Annotated in this window: 22 protein-coding genes; 19 read left to right on the forward strand and 3 right to left on the reverse strand. The window is 66.5% G+C overall.

What is annotated here, in order from left to right:
• Positions 1-3 precede the first annotated feature (3 nt).
• From Tchar_RS01330 to Tchar_RS01340, 3 genes are all read left to right on the forward strand, one after another.
• On the forward strand, positions 4-1464 hold the full coding sequence (locus Tchar_RS01330) for a flagellin N-terminal helical domain-containing protein (RefSeq protein ID WP_144327293.1): 1461 nt from the start codon (positions 4-6) through the stop codon (positions 1462-1464).
• Positions 1465-1882: 418 nt separating this feature from the next.
• Positions 1883-2275: a flagellar export chaperone FliS gene (fliS, locus tag Tchar_RS01335; protein WP_144327294.1), complete on the forward strand. Its 393-nt coding sequence runs from the start codon at positions 1883-1885 to the stop codon at positions 2273-2275.
• A gap of 102 nt (positions 2276-2377) precedes the next feature.
• Positions 2378-2686 carry a flagellar protein FliT gene (locus tag Tchar_RS01340; RefSeq protein WP_144327295.1) on the forward strand — a complete coding sequence of 103 codons (309 nt, stop codon included), beginning with the start codon at positions 2378-2380 and terminating at the stop codon, positions 2684-2686.
• A 125-nt stretch (positions 2687-2811) separates the two neighbouring features.
• On the opposite strand, the gene fliE is transcribed toward Tchar_RS01340, so the two are convergent.
• Complete coding sequence (gene fliE / locus Tchar_RS01345) at positions 2812-3201, reverse strand: flagellar hook-basal body complex protein FliE (RefSeq protein WP_236640082.1); 390 nt, start codon at positions 3199-3201, stop codon at positions 2812-2814.
• Between the two features lie 179 nt (positions 3202-3380).
• Between fliE and fliF the strand changes: the two genes are divergently transcribed.
• The 13 genes from fliF (at position 3381) to fliR (ending at position 14872) form a co-directional block, all read left to right on the forward strand.
• On the forward strand, positions 3381-5114 hold the full coding sequence (gene fliF / locus Tchar_RS01350) for a flagellar basal-body MS-ring/collar protein FliF (RefSeq protein WP_144327296.1): 1734 nt from the start codon (positions 3381-3383) through the stop codon (positions 5112-5114).
• A gap of 38 nt (positions 5115-5152) precedes the next feature.
• Positions 5153-6154, forward strand: a complete 1002-nt coding sequence (gene fliG / locus Tchar_RS01355; RefSeq protein WP_144327297.1) for a flagellar motor switch protein FliG — start codon at positions 5153-5155, stop codon at positions 6152-6154.
• Positions 6141-6932: a FliH/SctL family protein gene (locus tag Tchar_RS01360; protein ID WP_144327298.1), complete on the forward strand. Its 792-nt coding sequence runs from the start codon at positions 6141-6143 to the stop codon at positions 6930-6932. Before fliG ends, Tchar_RS01360 begins: the two co-directional genes overlap by 14 nt.
• A complete protein-coding gene (fliI, locus tag Tchar_RS01365; RefSeq protein ID WP_144327299.1) occupies positions 6925-8385 on the forward strand; it encodes a flagellar protein export ATPase FliI in 1461 nt (486 codons plus the stop codon). Before Tchar_RS01360 ends, fliI begins: the two co-directional genes overlap by 8 nt.
• Positions 8382-8837, forward strand: coding sequence for a flagellar export protein FliJ (gene fliJ / locus Tchar_RS01370; RefSeq protein ID WP_144327300.1), 456 nt, complete (start codon positions 8382-8384; stop codon positions 8835-8837). Before fliI ends, fliJ begins: the two co-directional genes overlap by 4 nt.
• 12 nt (positions 8838-8849) lie before the next feature.
• On the forward strand, positions 8850-10217 hold the full coding sequence (locus Tchar_RS01375; RefSeq protein WP_144327301.1) for a flagellar hook-length control protein FliK: 1368 nt from the start codon (positions 8850-8852) through the stop codon (positions 10215-10217).
• Between the two features lie 303 nt (positions 10218-10520).
• A complete protein-coding gene (locus tag Tchar_RS01380) occupies positions 10521-11051 on the forward strand; it encodes a flagellar basal body-associated FliL family protein (RefSeq protein ID WP_144327302.1) in 531 nt (176 codons plus the stop codon).
• Between the two features lie 30 nt (positions 11052-11081).
• Positions 11082-12095, forward strand: a complete 1014-nt coding sequence (gene fliM, locus Tchar_RS01385) for a flagellar motor switch protein FliM (protein ID WP_144327303.1) — start codon at positions 11082-11084, stop codon at positions 12093-12095.
• Positions 12085-12510, forward strand: a complete 426-nt coding sequence (gene fliN, locus Tchar_RS01390; RefSeq protein WP_144327304.1) for a flagellar motor switch protein FliN — start codon at positions 12085-12087, stop codon at positions 12508-12510. The genes fliM and fliN overlap by 11 nt, the downstream gene beginning before the upstream one ends.
• Positions 12511-12616: 106 nt before the next feature.
• Positions 12617-12997, forward strand: a complete 381-nt coding sequence (locus tag Tchar_RS01395) for a FliO/MopB family protein (RefSeq protein WP_236640083.1) — start codon at positions 12617-12619, stop codon at positions 12995-12997.
• Positions 12994-13752 (forward strand): flagellar type III secretion system pore protein FliP, encoded by a 759-nt coding sequence (fliP, locus tag Tchar_RS01400; RefSeq protein WP_144327306.1) that lies wholly within the window; start codon positions 12994-12996, stop codon positions 13750-13752. The genes Tchar_RS01395 and fliP overlap by 4 nt, the downstream gene beginning before the upstream one ends.
• A 59-nt stretch (positions 13753-13811) precedes the next feature.
• Positions 13812-14081 carry a flagellar biosynthesis protein FliQ gene (gene fliQ, locus Tchar_RS01405; protein WP_144327307.1) on the forward strand — a complete coding sequence of 90 codons (270 nt, stop codon included), beginning with the start codon at positions 13812-13814 and terminating at the stop codon, positions 14079-14081.
• 14 nt (positions 14082-14095) lie between these two features.
• Positions 14096-14872, forward strand: coding sequence for a flagellar biosynthetic protein FliR (fliR, locus tag Tchar_RS01410; RefSeq protein ID WP_236640084.1), 777 nt, complete (start codon positions 14096-14098; stop codon positions 14870-14872).
• Positions 14873-15097: 225 nt separating this feature from the next.
• Here fliR and Tchar_RS01415 read toward each other — a convergent pair whose 3' ends face one another.
• A complete protein-coding gene (locus Tchar_RS01415) occupies positions 15098-15727 on the reverse strand; it encodes a response regulator (RefSeq protein WP_144327308.1) in 630 nt (209 codons plus the stop codon).
• Positions 15724-16815 (reverse strand): hybrid sensor histidine kinase/response regulator, encoded by a 1092-nt coding sequence (locus Tchar_RS01420; RefSeq protein WP_408033523.1) that lies wholly within the window; start codon positions 16813-16815, stop codon positions 15724-15726. Before Tchar_RS01420 ends, Tchar_RS01415 begins: the two co-directional genes overlap by 4 nt.
• A 266-nt stretch (positions 16816-17081) precedes the next feature.
• On the opposite strand from Tchar_RS01420, the gene Tchar_RS01425 reads away from it, so the two are divergent.
• The 3 genes from Tchar_RS01425 to Tchar_RS01435 are packed head-to-tail and all read left to right on the forward strand — an operon-like array spanning position 17082 to position 20334.
• Entirely contained in the window at positions 17082-17609 is a 528-nt protein-coding gene (locus Tchar_RS01425) for a hypothetical protein (RefSeq protein ID WP_328592024.1), read from the forward strand.
• Positions 17610-17638: 29 nt separating this feature from the next.
• Complete coding sequence (locus Tchar_RS01430) at positions 17639-18001, forward strand: response regulator (protein ID WP_144327309.1); 363 nt, start codon at positions 17639-17641, stop codon at positions 17999-18001.
• A 26-nt stretch (positions 18002-18027) separates the two neighbouring features.
• Positions 18028-20334 carry a chemotaxis protein CheA gene (locus Tchar_RS01435; RefSeq protein ID WP_144327310.1) on the forward strand — a complete coding sequence of 769 codons (2307 nt, stop codon included), beginning with the start codon at positions 18028-18030 and terminating at the stop codon, positions 20332-20334.
• Position 20335: the final 1 nt, after the last annotated feature.

Below are 20335 nucleotides of genomic sequence, written 5' to 3' on the forward strand. Positions count from 1 at the left end.
GCCATGCCGCAAACCATCAACACCAACCTCATGTCGCTGACGGCGCAGCGCAATCTGTCGGCCTCGCAGTCGGGCATGAGCACCACCATCGCCCGCCTGTCCTCGGGGCTGCGCATCAACTCCGCGCGCGACGACGCCGCCGGGCTGGCCATCGCCGAGCGCATGACCACCCAGGTACGTGGCCTCAACCAGGCCGTGCGCAACGCCAACGACGGCATCTCGCTGTCGCAAACCATCGAAGGCGCTCTGGGCTCCTCCGCCGCCATCTTGCAGCGCATCCGCGAGCTGGCCGTGCAGGCCGCCAACGGCTCCAACTCCGGCGCCGACCGCCAAGCCCTCAACGCCGAAGCCGGCCAGCTCGTCGCCGAGCTGCAGCGCATCGCCGACACCACCGAGTTCAATGGCCTGAAGGTCCTCAACGGCGCCTTCGGCTCGCAAACCTTCCAAGTCGGCGCCAACGCCTACCAGACCATCACCGTCGGCGGTGCCGATGTGCGCACCAACAAGTACGGCCTCAACACCGCCGTCAGTGCTGCCGCAACGCCCGGCGCCTCAGCAGGCTACAACGCCGGCACCCTCACCATCAACGGCTTGACCAGCAAAACAGTCGCCATCGCCGCCAACGACACCGCCAAAGTGGTGGCCGACCGCATCAACGCCGTCTCTGCCGAAACCGGCGTGACCGCCCAGGCCCGCTCCTTGGCGACGCTGGACTTTGCCGCCACCGGCGCATTTACGCTTTCGATTACCTCCAGCAACAGCGCTGCCGTCACGATCAGCTTCAACGTCAGCAATGCCAACTCTTCCGAGGGGCTGTCGCAGGCCGTGGCCGAGATCAACAAGGTAGCCTCGCAGACCGGGGTGTCGGCACGGCTGAACGAGGCCGGCAACGCCATCTTGCTGGAAAACAGCCGCGGCGACAATATCACCATCACCAACAGCGCCGGCGGCCCTGGCGACGTCACCCTCGCCCAGGGGCGCATCGACAATTCCGGCAATTACACTGCAAGCGCGGTAGCGAATATCACAACCGGGAACAACGCCACCTCTTTAGGCTACGTGAGCCTGGATGCGGCCAGCGGCTTTTCGGTGAGTCAGAGTGGCACCAACGTGTTTGCTGCAGCCAACACCACATCCGATGGCAGCAACACCGTCAATACCATCAATCTGAGCACGTTCGACAAGGCCAGCATGGCCATCCGAATCGTCGATCAGGCGCTGCAAACCATCAGCGCCACCCGGGCCAGCTACGGCGCGCTGATGAGCCGCTTCGAGAGCACGATTACCAACCTGCAAACGACCTCCGAAAATATCGCCGCCGCGCGCAGCCGCATCCAGGACGCCGACTTCGCCGCCGAGACCGCCGCGCTGTCGCGCGCGCAGATCCTGCAGCAGGCCGGCACCGCCATGGTCGCCCAGGCCAACCAGTTGCCGCAGAATGTGCTGCGGCTGCTGCAGGGTTGATTCGCCCGCGTGCACCCAAGCCCAGACAGGCCTCGGCGGGGCCTGTTTTTTTTTGCGCTGTCGGCATCGGTTGCGCGCAAGCGCTGGCAGCGCGCAAGCGCCCGGGCCGTGTAGCCTGCGCGGCCAGCCCGGCGCTGCGCGCAGTGGCTTGCGCGGTGTGGGTTCGGGGTAAGCGGGCACCCGCGGCTCCCCATGTGGACTCCACCGTCCCACCCCTGCCCTGCCGGCAATCCAATACCCGAGGGCCGACGTGGCCGCCGGCATTCAGGCACATGCACCAAGCGTGATATAAAGAATGAGCACACGTTGCCCGCAGCCGTTGTTTGCGCCTTCGTTCGGCAAGGATTCGTTCAAGTCGCGGCCCGGCCGCCCGATATAGCAGGTGTCTGAGTGATCGCCGATGTCAAAGGATAAGACCATGTACACCGCACCTAGCCAACGTTTGGCCGCGTCGTATGCGCGGGAGGCCGCCGCGAGTCGGGTGGCCAGTGCCAGCCCGCACGAGTTGATCATGATGCTGTTCGATGGCTTGCTGGCGTCGTTGCTCAGCGCCAAGGGGGCCATGGAGCGCGGCGATGTGGCCGCCAAAGGGCAGGCGATCGGCAAAGCCGTGCGCATTCTGGAAGAGGGGCTGCGCGCCGGGCTGTCACCCGAGGGAGGCGAGTTGTCCGGGCGACTGGAGGCACTGTATGACTACTGTGGACGCCAGCTGACGTGGGCCAATTTGCACAACGATGTCAAGCGCATCGATGAGGTCATCGACCTGATCAAAGCCGTCGCTGACGCCTGGCAGCAGATCCGCCCACAGTGAAACTGCAGCACCCGAAAAATTCCAGCTTATCTCGAACTCGACTGCCTGGGCGGCGGAGCCCACCCCATCGATCCGCCGTCGGCCAAGAGCCAGGAACCTACCATGAACGCCCCTACCGTCGATGTATTGGACTTCTACCGCGCGCTGCAAGACGTCAGCGAGCGCATGCTGCAGGCCGCCGAGCAGGACGACTGGGACCGCGTGGTCGAGATGGAAGAAGCGTGCGCGGTGCTGATCGAGCAGCTGCGCGCGCAAGGCGAGGCGGCGTTGAGCCCGGAGCAACGTGCCGAGAAGCACCGCATCATGCTGGCCATCTTGCGCCACGATGCGCGCATTCGTGCCCTGGCCGAACCGTGGCTGGACGTGTGGGGCGACGTGGGGTTGGGCAGTCGCTCGGTCTTGTTGCACTGAAACACCGCAGCGCCGCCACCGCATCGCGCCGTGGGGGTGCGGGGGCGCGCCCCACCACCGGTGGGTGGCGCGCATCGGTGGGCGCCCTGTTGGGCCCCCGCGCGCTGGATCAACACGCAGGGAGCTCAAACCTGCATGTTCATCACGTCGGTGTAGGCTTGCATCATGCGGTTGCGCACGTGCAGGGCAGCCTGAAAACCGATTTGCGCCTTTTGCATCGCCACCATGGTTTCTTCCAGGCTGACGTTTCGATTGCCTTTTTGCACTTCGTTTTGCAGGGCACTGGCGCGCTGCTGGGCGGCGCTGACTTCCTGCAGGGCATTGCGTAGCGCCGTGCCGAACCCCACCGAGCCGGCCGCCCCGGTGGCCGGCGTGGCGCCAGCCACGGACGGCGCGGCGCTCGCAGCATCGGCGCCGGCCGCTTTGGCCGCCAGCGCTTTTTGCGCCGCGCGCAAGGCAGCCAGTTGAGCCGGGCTCATCGAAGCGGTGTGCATGGGCAGCAAACGCAAATCCATGGAACAGACTCCGTTTCGAGAGGGTGAAGAGGGGGCGGTCGCGGGGGGGCGGCACAAGCCGCTCACCGGCCAGCCAATGGTAGGGCCACATCGGCACGGCGCTTAAGCACGAATAAGCCGATTGCCGCCCGTCTGTTCGCGCTTTAGCGGCGCGCACCGCTGTGCGGATAATGCGGCGCATGGCTACTTCGACCACTGCCGTTGCCGAGTTGGATCCGGCTTTGCCCGACACCGACGTCGCGCGTCCGACCTCGCCGCTGTTGGCGGGCTGGCAGCGCCTGAGCACCCCGCGCAAGGCCGCGCTGGGCGCCGGGGTCTTGGCCATGGTGGCGCTGCTGGCGTTGGCGTTTTATTGGCTCAACCGCCCCGACTATCGGGTGTTGTATGCCAATCTTTCCGACAAAGACGGTGGCGCCATTCTGGCCCAGCTGTCGCAGATGAATGTACCCTACAAGCACGCCGATGGCGGCAACGCGATTTTGGTGCCGGCCGACCGCGTCAACGACGTGCGCATGAAGCTGGCCAGCCTGGGGCTGCCCAAGGGCGCCGTGGCCGGCTTTGAGCTGATGGACAACACCCGACTGGGCATGACGCAGTTTCAGGAGCGGGTGAACTTCCAGCGCAGCCTCGAGGGGGAGCTCACGCGCACCATTTTGTCGTTGCAGTCAGTGGCCGATGCGCGTGTGCACTTGGCTCTGCCGAACCAGAATGGGTTTTTTCGTGAGCAGCAAAAGCCGTCGGCCAGTGTGCTGTTGACCTTGCACCCTGGGCGCACGCTGGACCGCACGCAGATTGCCGGCATCGTGCACCTGGTGGCCAGCTCGGTGCCAGAACTGGACCCGAAGGCAGTCAGCGTGATCGACCAAAACGGCACGTTGCTTTCGCAGCGCGCCGAGGGCGACAGCGGCATCGATTCGCGCCAGTTGGAGTATGTGCGCACGCTGGAGCGCATGTACACCCAGCGGATTTTGGATTTGCTCGAGCCTGTGGTGGGTCGCGACAATGTGCGCGCCACCGTGACGGCCGACGTCGATTTTTCCGTCACCGAGCGCACCAGCGAGCAGCATCGCCCCAACCAGGGCACCGAGCCGGCTGCGGTGCGCAGCTCACAGACGGTGGAGGAAAACGCCCCCGGCAGCCCACAGCCGGCGGGCGTCCCCGGGGCGGTGTCGAACATCGCCCCCGGCCCCACCCAGGCGCCGATCAACGGCCCCACGCCACCGGTGGGCGTGGTGGGTGCCGGCAATGTCGCCACCGCCACGACCGACGGGGTCCGTCGGCGCGAACAGGTGGTCAATTACGAGGTGGACAAGACGATTGCCGTCACGCGCGAGGCCAGCGGCACCGTGCGGCGCTTGACGGCCGCGGTGGTCATCAACCATCTGCCCAACCCGGACGCCAAGCGTGGCCCCGCCACCGCAGCCCTGCCGCCCGAGCGACTGGAGCAGATCCAGGCCCTGGTGCGCGATGCGATTGGCTTCAACGGCGAGCGCGGCGACTCCATCAATGTGATGAACGCCCCCTTCAACCTGCCCAAGGCGGAGCCGGTGGAGCTGCCGTGGTATCGCGACCCGGACGTGCAGGATTTGCTGCGCAGCGCCGCGCCCTCGCTGGGGCTGCTACTGGTGGGGCTGCTGATCTTCCTGGGCCTGGTGCGGCCGACGCTGAAGATGATGCAGCCGCCGCCCCCGGTAGAGGCCAGCACAGCCGGCGCGCCGGCCCTGCCGGGGCCCGGCAGCCAGGTCGATGCGGTGGTGGACGAAGTGGTGGAGCGCCCCGGCCTGCCGCAACCGGCCGATAATGTGCCCACTGCCGAAGACCTGCGGCTGGCCGACGCGCGCCGCCTGGCCAAAGAAAACCCGATGGCGGTGGCCAACATCCTCAAGGGTTGGATGGGTACCGACGGCAGCTGAAGCCGACCGCAGCCGGCGCACGTGTGAGGTGAGCAGACATGGCCGATACCGACGACGGACTGCAAGAAGCGGCCATCTTCCTGATGTCGCTGGGCGAGGAAGAGGCGGCGGAAGTCTTCAAGCACTTTTCGCCCAAGGAGGTGCAGCGCTTGGGCGAGGCGATCGCACGCATGCGCGCCGTGCCCAAAGAGAAGGTCGAATCGGTCATCGAGCGCTTCACGCGCGAAGCCCAGTCGCAAAGCCTGCTGGTGTCGGACACGGACAACTATGTGCGCTCGGTGCTCAAACGCGCGCTGGGCGACGACAAGGCGGCGCTGCTGATCGACCGCATCCTGCAGGGCGGCGACGTCTCCGGCATCGAGAGCCTGAAGTGGATGGACCCGATCTCGGTCGCCGAACTGCTGCGCAACGAGCATCCGCAGATCCTGGCCGCCATCCTGGTGCACCTGGACCAAGACCACGCCGCCAATATTCTCAAGCACTTCACCGAGCGCACGCGCAACGAGGTGATGCTGCGCATTGCCACGCTGGAAGGCATCCAGCCAACGGCGCTGAAGGATCTGAACGAAGCGCTATACCAAGTGCTGGCGGGCGGCGACAAGATTCGCAAGAGCTCGCTCGGCGGGGTCAAGACCGCCGCGGAGATCATCAACCTGCTGGGCACAAGCCTGGAGGCCAGCGTGTTGGATGCCATCCGCGAGCAAGACCCGGATCTGGCGCAAAAGATCATGGACAAGATGTTCACCTTCGAGGACCTGCTCAAGCTCGACAACAAGTCGCTGCAGATGGTCCTCAAGGAGGTGTCGGCCGACGTGCTGGTGGTGGCGCTCAAGGGCGCTTCGCAGGAGTTGCGCGACAAAATCCTGTCCAACATGTCCAGCCGCGCCGCCGAAGCGCTCAAGGAAGACCTGGAGTCGCGCGGGCCGGTGCGTCTGTCCGAAGTGGATGCGCAGCAAAAGGAAATCCTGAAGATCGTGCGCCGACTGGTGGACGAAGGCCAGATTGTCATCGGTGGAGGCGGCGACGATGCCTTCGTCTAACCGCGGCACGCATCCCTATCAACGCTTCATTCCTCGCGAAGAGGTGCAGGCCGTCAGCGCCTGGACGTTCGCGCCGGTGGGCGAGGCGGCCCCCGCGCCCGCCAGCGAACCGGAACCGCCCCCGATCACCCCCGAGGATGTGGAGGCGGCCCGCGCGCAAGCCTTTGCCGAGGGCTTCGAACAGGGGCGGCAAACCGGCGCGCAGGAAATGCGCGATGCCTTGACCGAGCCACTGCGCCACCAAGCCGAAGAGCTGGCACAGCGCGTGGCGGGCATCCTGGCCCAGGCCCAGGCCGAGCTGGACGCCGTACAGCAGGCGCTGGCCCAGCAGGTGCTTCTGCTGGCCTGCGACGTGGCACGGCAGGTGGTGCGGCGTGAATTGACGCAGCCGCTGAGCGCGGTGCAGGCCGTGGTGCTAGAAGCCCTGACGATGCTGACCGACGACGCCCGCCCTGCCGTACTGCGTCTGCACCCCGATGACGCCGAGCGTTTGCAGCCGGCCTTGGGCGAGGCGCTGCAACGCCAGCAAGTGCGGCTGCAAGCCGATGAGCGCGTCACACCCGGCGGCTGTGTGCTACAGACGCGCCTGGGCGTGGTGGACGGGACGCTACAGCGCCGCTGGGCGCGCGCCGTGGCCAACCTGGGGCTCGATGAACCGTGGCAACCGGCGCCGGCCAGCGCGTGGGCGGGCACTGCCGCTTACCCCAGCGCGCCCACCCACGAGGCCGACGGCGCCACCGATACGCCCCCCGATCCCCAGGAGGCGGCCCATGGCTGACTTGCGCACGTGGGAGGCGTTTTTGGCGGCGGCACGCCAGGCCGCCACCCAAGCCACGCCACTGGAAGCCAGCGGACAGCTCACGCGCTTGGCCGGCTTGGTGCTGGAGGCCGAAGGCATCCGCACGCCGGTGGGTTCGCAGTGCGTGATCGACCCCAACCCCGACCCGCTGGCACCCGACGACGGCCATGGTGGCACCGTATTGGCCGAGGTGGTGGGCTTTGCCGGCCCGCGCGCCTACCTGATGCCGGCCAGTGAAGTGCTGGGCTTGGCACCCGGGGCGCGCGTGCGGCCGTTGCCGCCCTACCGCCCCCGCCCGCGTCTGGGCGATGCACCCCACCCCCTGCCGCCCAGCGACCGCGGTGTGCTGCGCCTGCCGCTGGGCGCGGGCCTGTTGGGCCGGGTAGTCGACGCCTACGGTCAGCCGCTGGACGGCGGCGGCCCCTTGCACGGTGTGCAGGTCCAAGCGCTGGAGCGCCCGCCCATCAACGCCATGCAGCGCGCCCCCATTCGCGAACCGCTGGACACGGGCGTGCGCGCCATCAACGCGCTGCTCACCGTGGGGCGCGGACAGCGCCTGGGGCTGTTTGCGGGTTCTGGCGTGGGCAAGAGCGTACTGTTGGGGATGATGGCGCGCTACACACGCGCCGACGTCATCGTCGTCGGCTTGATCGGCGAGCGCGGCCGCGAAGTCAAGGAGTTCATCGAAGACATTCTGGGCCCGCAGGACCGCGGGCGGGCGGTGGTGGTAGCCGCCCCCGCCGACGCGCCGCCGCTGGTACGGCTGCAAGGGGCACACTATGCCACCGCGATCGCCGAACGCTTTCGCGACGAGGGGCGGCACGTGCTGCTGCTGATGGATTCGCTCACCCGCTATGCGATGGCGCAGCGTGAAATCGGCCTGGCCATCGGCGAGCCCCCTGCCACCAAAGGCTACCCGCCCAGCGCCTTTGCGCGCCTGCCGCAACTGGTGGAGCGTTCCGGCAACGGTCCGGAGGGGGGTGGCTCCATCACCGCGTTCTACACCGTGCTGTCGGAAGGCGACGACCAGCAAGACCCCATCGCCGACGCCGCACGCGCCATCTTGGATGGCCACATCGTGCTGTCACGCGCGCTGGCCGAATCCGGCATCTACCCAGCCATCGACATCGAAGCGTCGGCTTCGCGCGTGATGCACAACGTCGTCAGCCCGCAGCATTGGACGCTGGCGCGGCGTTTCCGACAGCTGTACGCACGCTACCAAAGGAGCCGCGACCTCATCCAACTGGGCGCGTACGTCAGCGGCAGCGACCCCGAAACCGATCTCGCCATTCAATTGCACCCGGCCATGGTAGCGCTGCTAACCCAGGACATGCGCGAAGGAGCGTCGTTCGAGCACAGCGTGCGCCAGCTGGCCGAGGTGCTGGCCCCGGCGATGGGCGCCGGCCCGCGCGGCGCAGGAGACCGTGCATGAAGCCGACCCGTGACCTGGCCGTGCTGCTGGAGCTGGCGCAACGCCGGCGTGACGACGCCTTGCAGGCGCTGGCCGCCGTGCGCCGTGAGCAGCAGACCGCGCAAAACCAGATGGCACAGCTGCAGCACTACACGCGCGAGGCCGATGCGCGCTGGCTGCAACGCGCCAGCGGCGGCGTGACGCCGACGTTGCTGGCCACCCAGCGCCAATTCGTGGCGCGGCTGCAGGAAGCCATCGCGTTTCAAACCGACGTTTTGCAACAGCTGCAGGCGCGTGTGGCACAGGCCGAGGCGCAGGTGCAGCACGCCGAGCGCGCCTTGGCGACGCTGCAACGCATTCAACAGCGGCGCTTACAGCGCTGGCTGGACCGACAACGCCGCGCCGAACAAAAAGTCACCGACGAGATGGCCGCCGCCCAGCATCGCCGGCGCACCGCCACCGCCCCACTTTGACCGGAGTTGCCCATGAAAGCCGAAACCGCCAGCCACGTCGCAGCCAGCACCGCCCCCCCGCACGCCGCAGCGCGCGGCCCCAGCAGCGCGCCTGCCAACGGCGACGCCTTTGCGCTGTTGCTCGACGATCTGATCGCGGCCGAAGAGACGGCGGCGAGCACGACGCTGACCGGCGACGAAGCCACCGATGGCAACTCGGCGGCGCCGGGGCGCCGCGGCAGCACCGATGGCCCCGGGTCCGCCGAGACGGCGGCCAACGCCGAGGCGCCCCTGCTGGCTGCTCTGTTGGGGCTGGGCAACCCCGCCCCCATCGCCGACGGTGACACCAGTGCCGCCGCGACGGTAACGGAAGACACGGCGAAGCAAACGCCGGGGGATAGCGCCGCTGGCCGCATCGGCGCGCCTTCAACGCACGCCACCCTCACATCGGCTTGGAGCGCGCAGCCCGTATCCTCGGAATCCCCCAGCGAGGCCGTCGCGCCGGCCGCTGGTGATGCCTCGCCTGGCCTCAAGCAACTCACGGACGACCGCGCCACAATCCAGGTAGACGAGCCATCGCCGCAGGAGCGAACCACCCCTGGCACCACCGCCGCACTGGCGGCGCGGGGCAAGGGGCGCCAGCTCGGGACCGGGCGGACCGGCAACGACAGTGCCCAGGCGCTGGCGCATGCCTTGGTCGCCGCAGTGGCCGACCCGGCGCCCGCAGCACGCCCACTGCATGCCGCCGCGGCTGGCGCCTCCACCCCGGGCACGGATCGGTTGGAGCCGGGTTTGACCCTGGCCACCGCAGCAGCCAACCCCGCCGGCACCCGTGAGCACGCCGGCGCCGGATCGGCTGACCATGGTGCCGCCAGCGACGGCCGCAGCGCAGCGGCTGCCGGCGCGCACAATCCCGGGCCGGACGCCGCGCTGGCTGGCGATGGCACACCCGGCGCGGCGGACTTCGGCCTCCATCTGGGCGAGGCGCTGCAAGGCGCTTTTGAGAACATCGGCACCCAAGTGAGCCTGTGGGCCGCCGGGCGCACCCAGCGCGCCAGCTTCGAGCTGCGCGACGGGCTGGATGCCCCACTGACCGTGGACCTGCAACTGAGCGACGGTGTGGCCCAGTTGCAATTTCGCACCGATGATGCGGTGCTGCGCCAACTGATCCAAGCCCAGGCCCCCACCGCGTTGGCCGACGCTCTGGCGCGCGCCGGCGTGGCGTTGGGCCAGGTGGATGTGGGTGCGCGCGGCCAGGGCGGCGGCCCCAGTGCCGATGGGAGCGATGAACGGGCGGGGTCGCGTGCGCGCATCGCCCTGACGAGTCCGACGTCTGCTGCCCCCAGTGGCGCGCGCGCGCTCGCCCCGCGCGCCGGGACGAGCTTGGATGTCTACGCGTAAAGCGCAAAGCGCGGGCCAGCGCGCGTGCCACCGCCACACCAGCGGCGAGGAGACGGCCGCGGTGCGTCCCGAGTAGCGCACCCGCGCCACCACCCCGGCCGCCCCAAGCCAACAACAACCGGAAAGAAATGGCGCTGTTCGGACTTTTGGCGGTACCGCATCACAATCCACAATTGCGGCAGGCTCGCCTCCGGCACAGCGGTGCGTGCCACAATAAGGAGGTCCATAGCAGCGGTGCCGTCGGCGCTGTTTGCGCAGCGCTGACGCCCCTCCGTCCCATCCATCGTCGAACCTCACATCACCATGGCCAAGACTGAAGACGCCGCCGCCGGCGAAAAACCCAAAAGTAAGAAGCTGCTGATCATCATCATCGCCGCGCTGCTGGTGGTGCTCGGCGGCGGCGCGGCCACGTTCTTTTTGATGAGCAAAGGCGCGCATGAGGACGAGGAAGACACGGAAGCTCCCCCTAAAGCGAAGCACGAGAGCAAAGCCAAGGCGAAAAAGCCCGCCGCTCCGCCCACCTTCATGCCGCTGGATGCGGTCGTGGTCAACCTGGCCGATACGGGGTCGACGCGCTACGCCCAAGTGGGTATCACCCTGCAGGTGGAAGACGCTGCTACGGCTGACCTGGTCAAACAGTATATGCCTGCGATTCGCAATGGCATCCTGATAGCGATTTCGCGCCGCACGGCCGATCAGCTGCTCAGTGCCGAAGGCAAAGAAGAGCTGGCCAACGAGATCCTGACCCTGATCCGCAAGGCTACCGACACCGAAGAGTACCGCGGCTACAGCCCGGTGGAGGCGGTGTTGTTTTCCAGCATCATCGTGCAGTAAACAGGGGCCCGAACCCTCCCGGACGACACCATGAGCGACGCGTTTCTCTCCCAAGACGAGATCGACGCCCTGCTCGAGGGCGTCACCGGCGAAAGCCAGAAGCTGGCCAAGGAGGAGGTGCAGACTGGCGGCATCCGCACCTATAACCTCTCCAGTCAGGAACGCATCGTGCGTGGGCGCATGCCCACGATGGAGGTCATCAACGAGCGCTTTGCGCGCAATCTGCGCGTCGGGTTGTTCAATTTCATCCGCCGCAGCCCCGAGGTGTCGGTGGGACCGGTGCAGGTGCAAAAGTACAGCATGTTTTTGCGCGACCTGGTGGTGCCGACCAACTTCAACATCATGGCGGTGCGACCCTTGCGTGGCAGCGGCCTCATCGTCTGCGAACCCACGCTCATCTTCGGCGTCATCGACAGCTTGTTTGGCGGCAACGGCAAGTTCCATTACCGCATCGAAGGGCGCGACTTTTCGCCCACCGAGCAGCGCATCATCAACCGCTTGGTCGACGTCGTCTCCGAAGAAAACAAAAAGGCGTGGAAGGGCATCTACCCGCTGGAGCTGGTGTACCAGCGCTCCGAAATGCAGCCGCAATTTGCCAACATCGCCACACCCAGCGAAATCGTGGTCAGCACCAGCTTCACGCTGGAGATCGGTGACATCAGCGGGTCGCTGCACCTCTGCATCCCGTACTCGACGCTGGAGCCAATCCGCGACCTGCTGTACTCCAACACGCAGGGCGATTCGATGGAAGTCGACCGCCGCTGGGTCAAGCTGCTCAGCCAGGAGATCCAAGCCGCCGAAGTGGAGCTGGTGGCCGAATTGGCCTCGACCGAAGTCACCATCGAGCAGCTGCTGGCGATGAAGGTGGGCGACTTCATCGAGCTGGAGCGCACGCCCATCATTCAGGCCAAGGTGGATGGCGTGCCCGTGCTCGAATGTGAATACGGCACCCACAATCGCAAGTACGCGCTGAAGGTGGTGCGCACCATCCGCAGCAGCGACCAGACTTGGCACGGACACGGAGCGACGAGCTATGACAAGTGACAACGACACCCCGCCCGGCCCGGTGGACGAACAAGCGCTGGCCGACGAGTGGGCGCAGGCCCTGCAAGAGCAAACCGCTGCCAGCGGCAGCGACAGCGCCTTCGCCAGTGCCCCGCATTTCGACGGTGCGGCACCCGCCCCCACCGGCAACAACGACATCAGCATGGTGCTGGACATCCCCGTCACCCTGTCGGTGGAGTTGGGCCGCACCAAGGTGCCCATCAAATACATCCTGCAGCTGGCCCAAGGCTCCATCGTCGAGCTCGACGCCCTGGCTGGCGAGCCGATGGATGTACTGGTCAACGGCTACCTGATCGCGCAAGGCGAAGTGGTGGTGGTCAACGAAAAGTTCGGCATTCGCCTGACCGATATCGTCACCCCCTCGGAGCGCTTGCGGCGCCTGAGCAAACACTGATTCCTCGCCGCCCACCTGCCACCATGGACGAGCGCGAGCATTGGCCGCAACCGGCGAGCACAGCGGCTGCCCTCCTGGGCGCACGTGCGCTATGAACGCCACTTGGATGACACTGGCCCCCGCCCTGGCGCTGTTGGTGCTGCTGGGTGCACTGGCCTGGGGGGTGCAATGGATGCGCCGTCGCATGCCGGCGAGCACCGGCGGGGCTGCGACGTTGCGTGTGGTCGCGCACTTGACGGTGGGTCCGCAGCAGCGCGTGGTGGTGGTCGAATTGGACGGCCCCGGTGGGCCCGTGCAGCTGACCCTGGGCGTGACGCCCCAGCACGTGCGTACCCTGCACGTGCGCCCCGTCAGCGGCGCGACGACTGCTTCGGCGCAAGCCACCGGGCAGGCTCGCGCCGCAGGCCCGGCCCAGGCCGACTATGCCAGCGTGCTGCGTGCCGCCCAGGCACAGGCCGCGGACGACGGGGCGGGAGCGCAACGATGAAGATATCGCCGTTGTGTCTTGCCCGTGCCGGGGGGCTCCTGTTGGCCTGGGCGGGCCCAGCCGCAGCCCAGGTGGCGCCCGGCCAACTGCCGTTGGTCATCGGCCAGGGACCGGGTGGCACGACCTACTCGGTGCCGATCCAAACCCTGCTGTTCTTCACGGCCCTGTCGTTTCTGCCCGCCATCCTGTTGATGATGACGGCCTTCACGCGCATCGTCATCGTGCTGTCGCTGTTGCGGCAGGCCCTGGGCACCCAGGCCTCTCCACCCAATCAGGTCATCATCGGGCTGTCGCTGTTTCTGACCTTTTTCGTCATGGGGCCGACGCTCGACCGCGTCTACGAAACCGCCTATTTGCCGTATAGCACCGGGCAGGCCAGCTTCGAACAAGCGGTGGCGGCGGCCGAGCAGCCGATGCGCCAGTTCATGAAGGCGCAAACCCGCCAAGCCGATTTTCAGCTTTTCGTCAATCTGGCCAAGCTGCCGCCCGACACCCAGGTGGACGAGGCACCGCTGCGCGTGCTGGTGCCGGCCTTCGTCATCAGTGAGCTGAAAACGGCCTTTCAGATCGGCTTCATGATCTTCATTCCCTTTCTCATCATCGATATGCTGGTGGCCAGCGTGCTGATGTCGCTGGGTATGATGATGCTGTCGCCGGTGCTGGTGGCGCTGCCCTTCAAGCTGATGCTGTTCGTGCTGGCCGATGGCTGGAATCTGCTGGTCGGCTCCTTGGCCGCCAGCTTTGCCGCGCCTTAGATTAGCCCCGATGACCGCATACCGCTAGTCCCCACCGACCACGACGCTCAGGCCAACGCATGGAACCACAAGCCGTCCTCACCCTCGCCCAGCAAGCCATGTTCACGCTGCTTGGGGTTTCGGCGCCGGTACTGGGCGCGGTACTCGTCGTCGGTCTGTTGATCAGCCTCTTTCAGGCACTGACGCAAATCAACGAAGCCACGCTGTCCTTCGTGCCCAAGCTGATCGCCGCCATCGCGGTGCTGCTGCTGGTTGGCCCGTGGATGCTGACCACGCTGGTGGATTTTTTGCGACGCATGCTGCTGGCGCTGCCTGAGTATGCGGTTTGAGGTATGCCGCGGCGATGGATTTTCCGGCGCTGACCTTCACCGAAGCCCAGTTGATGGGCTGGCTGGCGCCGATCTTCTGGCCGTTCTTGCGCATCTTGGGGGTCTTTTCGGCTGCGCCACTGCTGTCGGCGCGCTCGGTGCCGGTGCGCACCCGCATCGGCGTGGCGTTTGTGATGGCGGTGTGTCTGCAGCCGGCATTGCCCGCCCCCATCACGCTGTCGCTCAACAGCCCGCAGGCGTTGGGCGCGGTGGTGCAGCAGCTCGCCATCGGGCTGGCGATTGGCCTGGCGGCCCGTATCGTCTTTGCTGCCATCGAAATGGCCGGTGAAATCGTCGGCCTGCAGATGGGCCTGAACTTCGCCGGGTTCTTCGATCCCGGCACCGGCTCGCAAACCAGTACCGTGGGGCGCTTTTATGGCAACGCCACCATGCTGCTGTTCATCGTGATGAACGGTCACCTGTTGCTGCTGCAGGCGGTGGCGGCCAGTTTCACCACCTTCCCCGTGGGCGACGGCTCGTGGGCCGCGCTGCGTGCGCTGCGCCTGCACGAACTGGGTGCACTCGTGTTCACCTATGGCCTGGGCATCGCGCTGCCTTTGATTGCGCTGCTACTGTTCGTCAATGTGGTCATGGGCATCATCTCGCGCATCGCGCCGCAGATGAATGTCTTTGCCATTGGCTTTCCGCTGACGCTGTCGGTGGGCCTGATCGGCATCGCCGTGATGTTGCCGATGCTGGACGAACCCGTGCAACGGCTGATGCAGCGCCTGGCCGATCTGTACGGGATATGAGGGCACGACATCGAACGTCTGCTTGCTGCCGATCGGTGCGCGGGGATGAACGCCCGGCCGGGGGCTGGCGGCCGATGCGCCAGACACCTGGCGCCAGCGGTTGGCCAACTCCAGGGTGAAAGACGGCGGGCCACAGCCGCGGCGCTCTCTTCGGCGCCGCTGCCCACCAAGGCGCTTCACGGCTGCGCTGCGCCCTCACACCAACGACCACGGCCCGGCCACGCCTCACACCAACTTGTTGCGGATGGCGTAGACGGTGAGTTCGGCGTTGTTGCTCAGACCCAGCTTCTCCAGCACGCGCGCGCGATAGACGCTGACCGTCTTGGGGCTGATCATCAGCGCCTCGGCGATTTGCGAGAGTTTTTTGCCCGAGGCAATCAGGCGCAGCGTCTGCAACTCACGCTCGGACAAGCTGTCGTGCAGCTCGCCGCCCTCGGGCGCTTGCAGGTGGTTGGCCAGCAGCTCGGCCAGCTCGGGCGTGATGTATTTGCGCCCTTGGGCCACCGTGCGCACGGCAGCGATCAGTGCCTGCGGATCCCCTCCCTTGTTGAGATAGCCCATGGCACCCGCCCGCAAGCAACGAATCGCGTACTGATCCTCAGGGTACATGCTGACCATGACGGTACGCACCGGGTTGCCTTCGTCGTGCAGCACGGACAGGATTTCCAGGCCACTGCGCCCAGGCAGGTCGACGTCGAGCAACAGCACGTCGGGTTGCTCGCGGCGCAGGGCTTCACGCAGCGCCGGGTAGCTGTCGGCTTCGGCCACCACCCGGATGTCGGTGGCTTCCTGCAGCGTGTCGCGGATACCGCGGCGTACCACGGCGTGGTCATCGCACAATACCACCCGAATCATGCCTCGTCCTCCTCGGTGCTCAGCGCCACCGCGCCATCGAGCGGCAGCGACAAAATCAGGGTCATACCCTGCCCCGGCGCGGTGACGACATCCAGCCAGCCGCCGACCGACTGCGCGCGCTCGCGCAGGCCCAACAGTCCAAACGAGCGTTCCTTGGCAAGATCCTCGGCACGCGCCCCACGCCCGTCGTCGGCGATCTCGACCATGAGATGCCCCTCCAGGTCGCTGACGTCGATGATGACACGGCGAGCCTGCGCGTGCTTGAGCACGTTGGTCAAGGCTTCTTGCACGGTGCGGTAGGCCACCATCTCCAGGCGTGGCGCGAGCGGGCTCTGCAGCCGACCACGCAGCTGCACCTGCAGCCCGGTGCGCTCGGCAAAGGTGCGTGTCAACCAGTCCAAGGCCGGCATCAACCCCTGGTCGAGCACGGCTGGGCGCAGGTTGCGCATGATGCGCTGGCTCGCTCCCAGCGCCTGCTCGGTCATCGCCAGCGCCGCGTGAACATGTCGCAGCGCCTCGGCGTCCTGCAGCCGGCGCGCCAGCCACGCCAAATCGAGCTTGACGGCCGCCAGTGCACCGCCGATGTCGTCGTGGATTTCGCGCGCGATGTCGGCGCGCTCGCGGTCGATGCTGGTCTGCAGATGCTCGGTCAACTCCAGCAGGCGCTGGCGCGATGCGGCCAGCTCACGCGCCGCCTCGGCCTGGGCGCGCCGGGTCTGCGCCAGCTCCAGCGCCCGCTGCAGCACATGCGGCAGACGCGAGAGCTGATTTTTGTCCACATAGTCGCTCACCCCGCGCACCATGGCATCGGCCACGGTGGCCTCGCCGATGGCGCCCGACACCAGGATGAAGGGGAGCTCGCGCCCGCTGGCCTGCAGCCACTCCCACGCCTGCATCCCAGAAAACCCGCCCAAGTGGTAGTCAGCCAGCACCGCGTCCACCGGCGCCGCCTCGGGTGCCAGCGCCGCCTGGAATGCCGGCAGCGTCTCGACCAACAGTACCTGCGCCTCCACTTCGGCGCGCCGCAAGGCGCGCAGCACCAACTGGTGGTCGATGGGGTTGTCTTCCAAATGCAACAGTCGCAGCACGATGGACGGATGATGCAGCCAAACAGGGCGTGGCGACGCGGTGAACCGCACACCACCCGCGCTCCGCCGAACGGGGCGGAGCCGCCGCGGTTTTCTCCGCGCTCATTTATTGTGAGCGAAAACCAGCACCCGAGACGCACTGCCTCCGACCGCGAGGGCGTTTGGCTACAAAAACCAGCGACGCCGCGACTCCAAAATGGCACTCTCGCGCTGGATTGCCGTTATAGTTAGTACATTCGGCTTCAGACCGTCTACAGGGTCGAACAATGGCAGACAGCACCGCCTCACCCCCATCCCCGCAACGCCGGCGTTGGCCGCGGGAAGAGGTCACCGTGGTCGAGCCGCGGCCGGCCCCCCCCGACGTGGAAGACGAGCCGACGGTGCCAGTGCGGTTGGCTGCGGTGGCCGATTTGCAAGATTCGCTGCTGGTGGCGATGAACGACCTCAAGCGTCTGGAGGGCTTGCTGGATCACGCCACCGGCAATCTGCTGGATCGCTTCAACCGCGCCATCGCCCTGATGGACAGCTTGCTGCCCGAGCACGGCAACAATTCGACGCCGGTCGAACTGCGGCAGACATTGAATCAAGCCGTGCTGGAGCTGCAGTTCCACGATATGGCCACCCAGTTGCTGGTGCACACTGGCAAGGTGTTGCGCGGCTGTGCCTATATGCTGGCCGAGCAGGTCATGGAGCCCGAAGAAGAGGAAGTCGGCATGGTGGTGACGCACCTGCCGCAAAATCCCAATCCCGTTACCCAAAGCGAGATGGACGCAGGCTCCGTCGAGCTGTTCTGACGTCACCCGTACGCCCAAAGGTTTGCCTCATGCACTCGATCCTGGCCGTAGATGATTCCGCGTCCATGCGCAAAATGGTGTCTTTCACGCTGGTCGGCGCCGGCTTTCAGGTGGTGGAAGCGGTGGACGGCATCGACGCCTACGAAAAAGCGCAAAAGCAAAAGTTCGACCTGGTGCTCACCGACCAAAATATGCCACGGCTGGATGGGATCGGCCTGACGCGCAAACTGCGCGAGCACCCGCAGTATGCGACCACGCCGATTCTGATCTTGACCACCGAGTCCAGCGACCAGATGAAACAGGCCGGCCGTGCGGCAGGCGCCACCGGCTGGCTGGTCAAGCCGTTCGACCCAAACCGGCTCATCGAAGTCATCCGTAAGGTCATCCGCTGACCCCTCGTCTCCCTGAAAGCAACGCCATGGCAGATACCGCAACCGACGGCTTCGACCTGACGCAGTTCTATCAGATCTTCTTCGAGGAGGCGGCAGAGAATCTGGAGCAGATGGAGCAGCTGCTGCTCAATCTGGACCTGGACACCGTCGATGATGAAACGCTGAATGCGATTTTCCGCTGCGCGCACTCCATCAAAGGGGGGGCGGCGACCTTCGGCTTCGAGGACGTGGCGGAGCTGACGCACCAGATGGAGTCGCTGCTGGACAAGCTGCGCCGGCATGAGCTGCAGCCCACGGCACCGATGGTCGATGTGCTGCTGGAATCCAGCGACGCCCTCAAGGGTTTGTTGGCACGCCACCAAGGACTCAGCGGCGACGCTCCCGAAACCGGCGCCCTGGTGGCCCGCATTCGGGCGCTCGCTCAGGGCCAGGCCGCACCTGCGGCCCCTGCCCCTGCAGCCGCCACCGCAGTCACCCCCCCGGCGGCTGCGGCGCCCACACCGGCTGCCGAGCCGACGCCAGCCCCGGCATCGGGCAGCGCGCTCAGTGCGGGGGGCATGCCGGCTGCTGCGCCGCCAGGCGCGCCGCGGCGCTTGCGCGCGCGCATTGGTCCGCTGGCGCATATGGCCCAGGCCGACGCCATTCAGGAGTTATTCCGCGACATCGCGGGTCTGGGCACGATCTTGGCGCAACGCGATGAAGGCAACGTGCGCATCTACGAGATCGAGACCACCAGCAGCGACGCCGAACTGTTGGACCTGTTCGCTTTCCATGTGACGCGCGAACAGGTGGCGCTGGAGCCGCTGACCATGGGCGACGCTGGCGCTGCCGACAAAGGCGCCGAGGAGCACAGCCGCGATGTGATCGAGGAGGGCTTTGGCTTGTTTGCGGGTGCCCCGGGCAGCCCCGTGGCCGCCACGGTCACCGATGCACGCGGTGTGGCCAGTCCCGCGCAGGATTTGGTGCAGGGGTATGGCTTGTTTACCGGTGCCCCTGGCAACCCGGTCACGCCAGCCGAGCATGCCGCCAGCGTTCACGGACCGAGCGCCGCCGCCGGTGGTGCTACCGCGCCCGCCGACGCGGCCTCTGTCAGCCACGCCGCGCAAGCCGATGCCCGGGCGCGCGACCAGGCCAAGGCGGCACGCGCTGCCGCCAGCGCGCAGCTGGAGACGACCACGCTGCGTGTGTCGGTCAGCAAAATCGACCAGCTCATCAACCAGGTCGGTGAGCTGGTCATCACCCAGGCCATGCTGGCGCAATACAGTCGCAATTTGGATGCCACCCTGCATCAACAGCTGCTGTCTGGCTTGGCCGATCTGGAGCGCAATACGCGCGACCTGCAGGAATCGGTGATGTCGATCCGCATGATCCCGATGTCGGTCGTCTTCAGCCGCTTTCCGCGCATGCTGCGCGACCTGGCCAGCAAACTGGGCAAAAAGGTTGAGCTCGTCACGTACGGTGAAGCCACCGAATTGGACAAGGGCCTGATCGAGAAGATCACCGATCCGCTGACCCACCTGATCCGCAACAGCTGCGACCACGGCATCGAATTGCCGCACGAGCGTTTGGCCAAGGGCAAACCGGAGGTGGGCACCATCACCCTGTCGGCGGCCCACCAGGGTGGCTCCATCCTCATCGAGGTACGTGACGACGGGCGCGGCCTCTCACGCGCCAAGCTGCTGGCCAAGGCGCGCGAGCGTGGCATTCCCTGCTCCGACGACATGAGCGACCAGGAAGTGTGGCAGCTCATCTTCGCGCCGGGATTTTCGACAGCCGAAGTGGTCACCGACATCTCGGGCCGCGGCGTCGGCATGGACGTGGTGAAAAAGAACATTGCGTCCCTGGGCGGCTCGGTCGAAATCGACTCCGCCGAGGGTTATGGCATGAGCGTCAAAGTACGCCTGCCGCTGACGTTGGCCATCATGGACGGCATGACCGTGCGCGTCGGCGACGAGGTCTACATCCTGCCGCTGTCGTCGGTGGTGGAATCGTTCCAAGTGACGGCCACCGACATCAACACGGTGGCGCAGAGCGCTCAGTTGGTAAAGGTGCGTGAAGAGTACATGCCAGTCATTCAGCTCGATCGGCTCTTCGCCGTCCCCCGGCAGGCCGACGATCCATCGGCCAACAGCATCATGGTCGTCATCGAGTCCGATGGCGCGCGCGTGGCGCTGGTGGTCGATGAGCTGCTCGGCCAGCAGCAGGTGGTCATCAAAAACCTGGAAGCCAACTATCGCAAGGTGCCCAATGTCTCCGGAGCCACGATTTTGGGTGATGGCAGCGTGTCGCTGATCCTGGACACCTCGGCCTTGGTGCGGCGCGTGCGCCAGTAAA

This window comes from Tepidimonas charontis, assembly GCF_007556685.1.
Lineage (GTDB): Bacteria > Pseudomonadota > Gammaproteobacteria > Burkholderiales > Burkholderiaceae_C > Tepidimonas > Tepidimonas charontis.

Coding starts and splice junctions, on each gene's coding strand:
- Tchar_RS01330 (WP_144327293.1), top strand. CDS start 4: ATGCCGCAAACCATCAACACCAACCTCATGTCGCTGACGGCGCAGCGC.
- fliS (WP_144327294.1), top strand. CDS start 1,883: ATGTACACCGCACCTAGCCAACGTTTGGCCGCGTCGTATGCGCGGGAG.
- Tchar_RS01340 (WP_144327295.1), top strand. CDS start 2,378: ATGAACGCCCCTACCGTCGATGTATTGGACTTCTACCGCGCGCTGCAA.
- fliE (WP_236640082.1), bottom strand. CDS start 3,201: ATGGATTTGCGTTTGCTGCCCATGCACACCGCTTCGATGAGCCCGGCT.
- fliF (WP_144327296.1), top strand. CDS start 3,381: ATGGCTACTTCGACCACTGCCGTTGCCGAGTTGGATCCGGCTTTGCCC.
- fliG (WP_144327297.1), top strand. CDS start 5,153: ATGGCCGATACCGACGACGGACTGCAAGAAGCGGCCATCTTCCTGATG.
- Tchar_RS01360 (WP_144327298.1), top strand. CDS start 6,141: ATGCCTTCGTCTAACCGCGGCACGCATCCCTATCAACGCTTCATTCCT.
- fliI (WP_144327299.1), top strand. CDS start 6,925: ATGGCTGACTTGCGCACGTGGGAGGCGTTTTTGGCGGCGGCACGCCAG.
- fliJ (WP_144327300.1), top strand. CDS start 8,382: ATGAAGCCGACCCGTGACCTGGCCGTGCTGCTGGAGCTGGCGCAACGC.
- Tchar_RS01375 (WP_144327301.1), top strand. CDS start 8,850: ATGAAAGCCGAAACCGCCAGCCACGTCGCAGCCAGCACCGCCCCCCCG.
- Tchar_RS01380 (WP_144327302.1), top strand. CDS start 10,521: ATGGCCAAGACTGAAGACGCCGCCGCCGGCGAAAAACCCAAAAGTAAG.
- fliM (WP_144327303.1), top strand. CDS start 11,082: ATGAGCGACGCGTTTCTCTCCCAAGACGAGATCGACGCCCTGCTCGAG.
- fliN (WP_144327304.1), top strand. CDS start 12,085: ATGACAAGTGACAACGACACCCCGCCCGGCCCGGTGGACGAACAAGCG.
- Tchar_RS01395 (WP_236640083.1), top strand. CDS start 12,617: ATGACACTGGCCCCCGCCCTGGCGCTGTTGGTGCTGCTGGGTGCACTG.
- fliP (WP_144327306.1), top strand. CDS start 12,994: ATGAAGATATCGCCGTTGTGTCTTGCCCGTGCCGGGGGGCTCCTGTTG.
- fliQ (WP_144327307.1), top strand. CDS start 13,812: ATGGAACCACAAGCCGTCCTCACCCTCGCCCAGCAAGCCATGTTCACG.
- fliR (WP_236640084.1), top strand. CDS start 14,096: ATGGATTTTCCGGCGCTGACCTTCACCGAAGCCCAGTTGATGGGCTGG.
- Tchar_RS01415 (WP_144327308.1), bottom strand. CDS start 15,727: ATGATTCGGGTGGTATTGTGCGATGACCACGCCGTGGTACGCCGCGGT.
- Tchar_RS01425 (WP_328592024.1), top strand. CDS start 17,082: ATGGCAGACAGCACCGCCTCACCCCCATCCCCGCAACGCCGGCGTTGG.
- Tchar_RS01430 (WP_144327309.1), top strand. CDS start 17,639: ATGCACTCGATCCTGGCCGTAGATGATTCCGCGTCCATGCGCAAAATG.
- Tchar_RS01435 (WP_144327310.1), top strand. CDS start 18,028: ATGGCAGATACCGCAACCGACGGCTTCGACCTGACGCAGTTCTATCAG.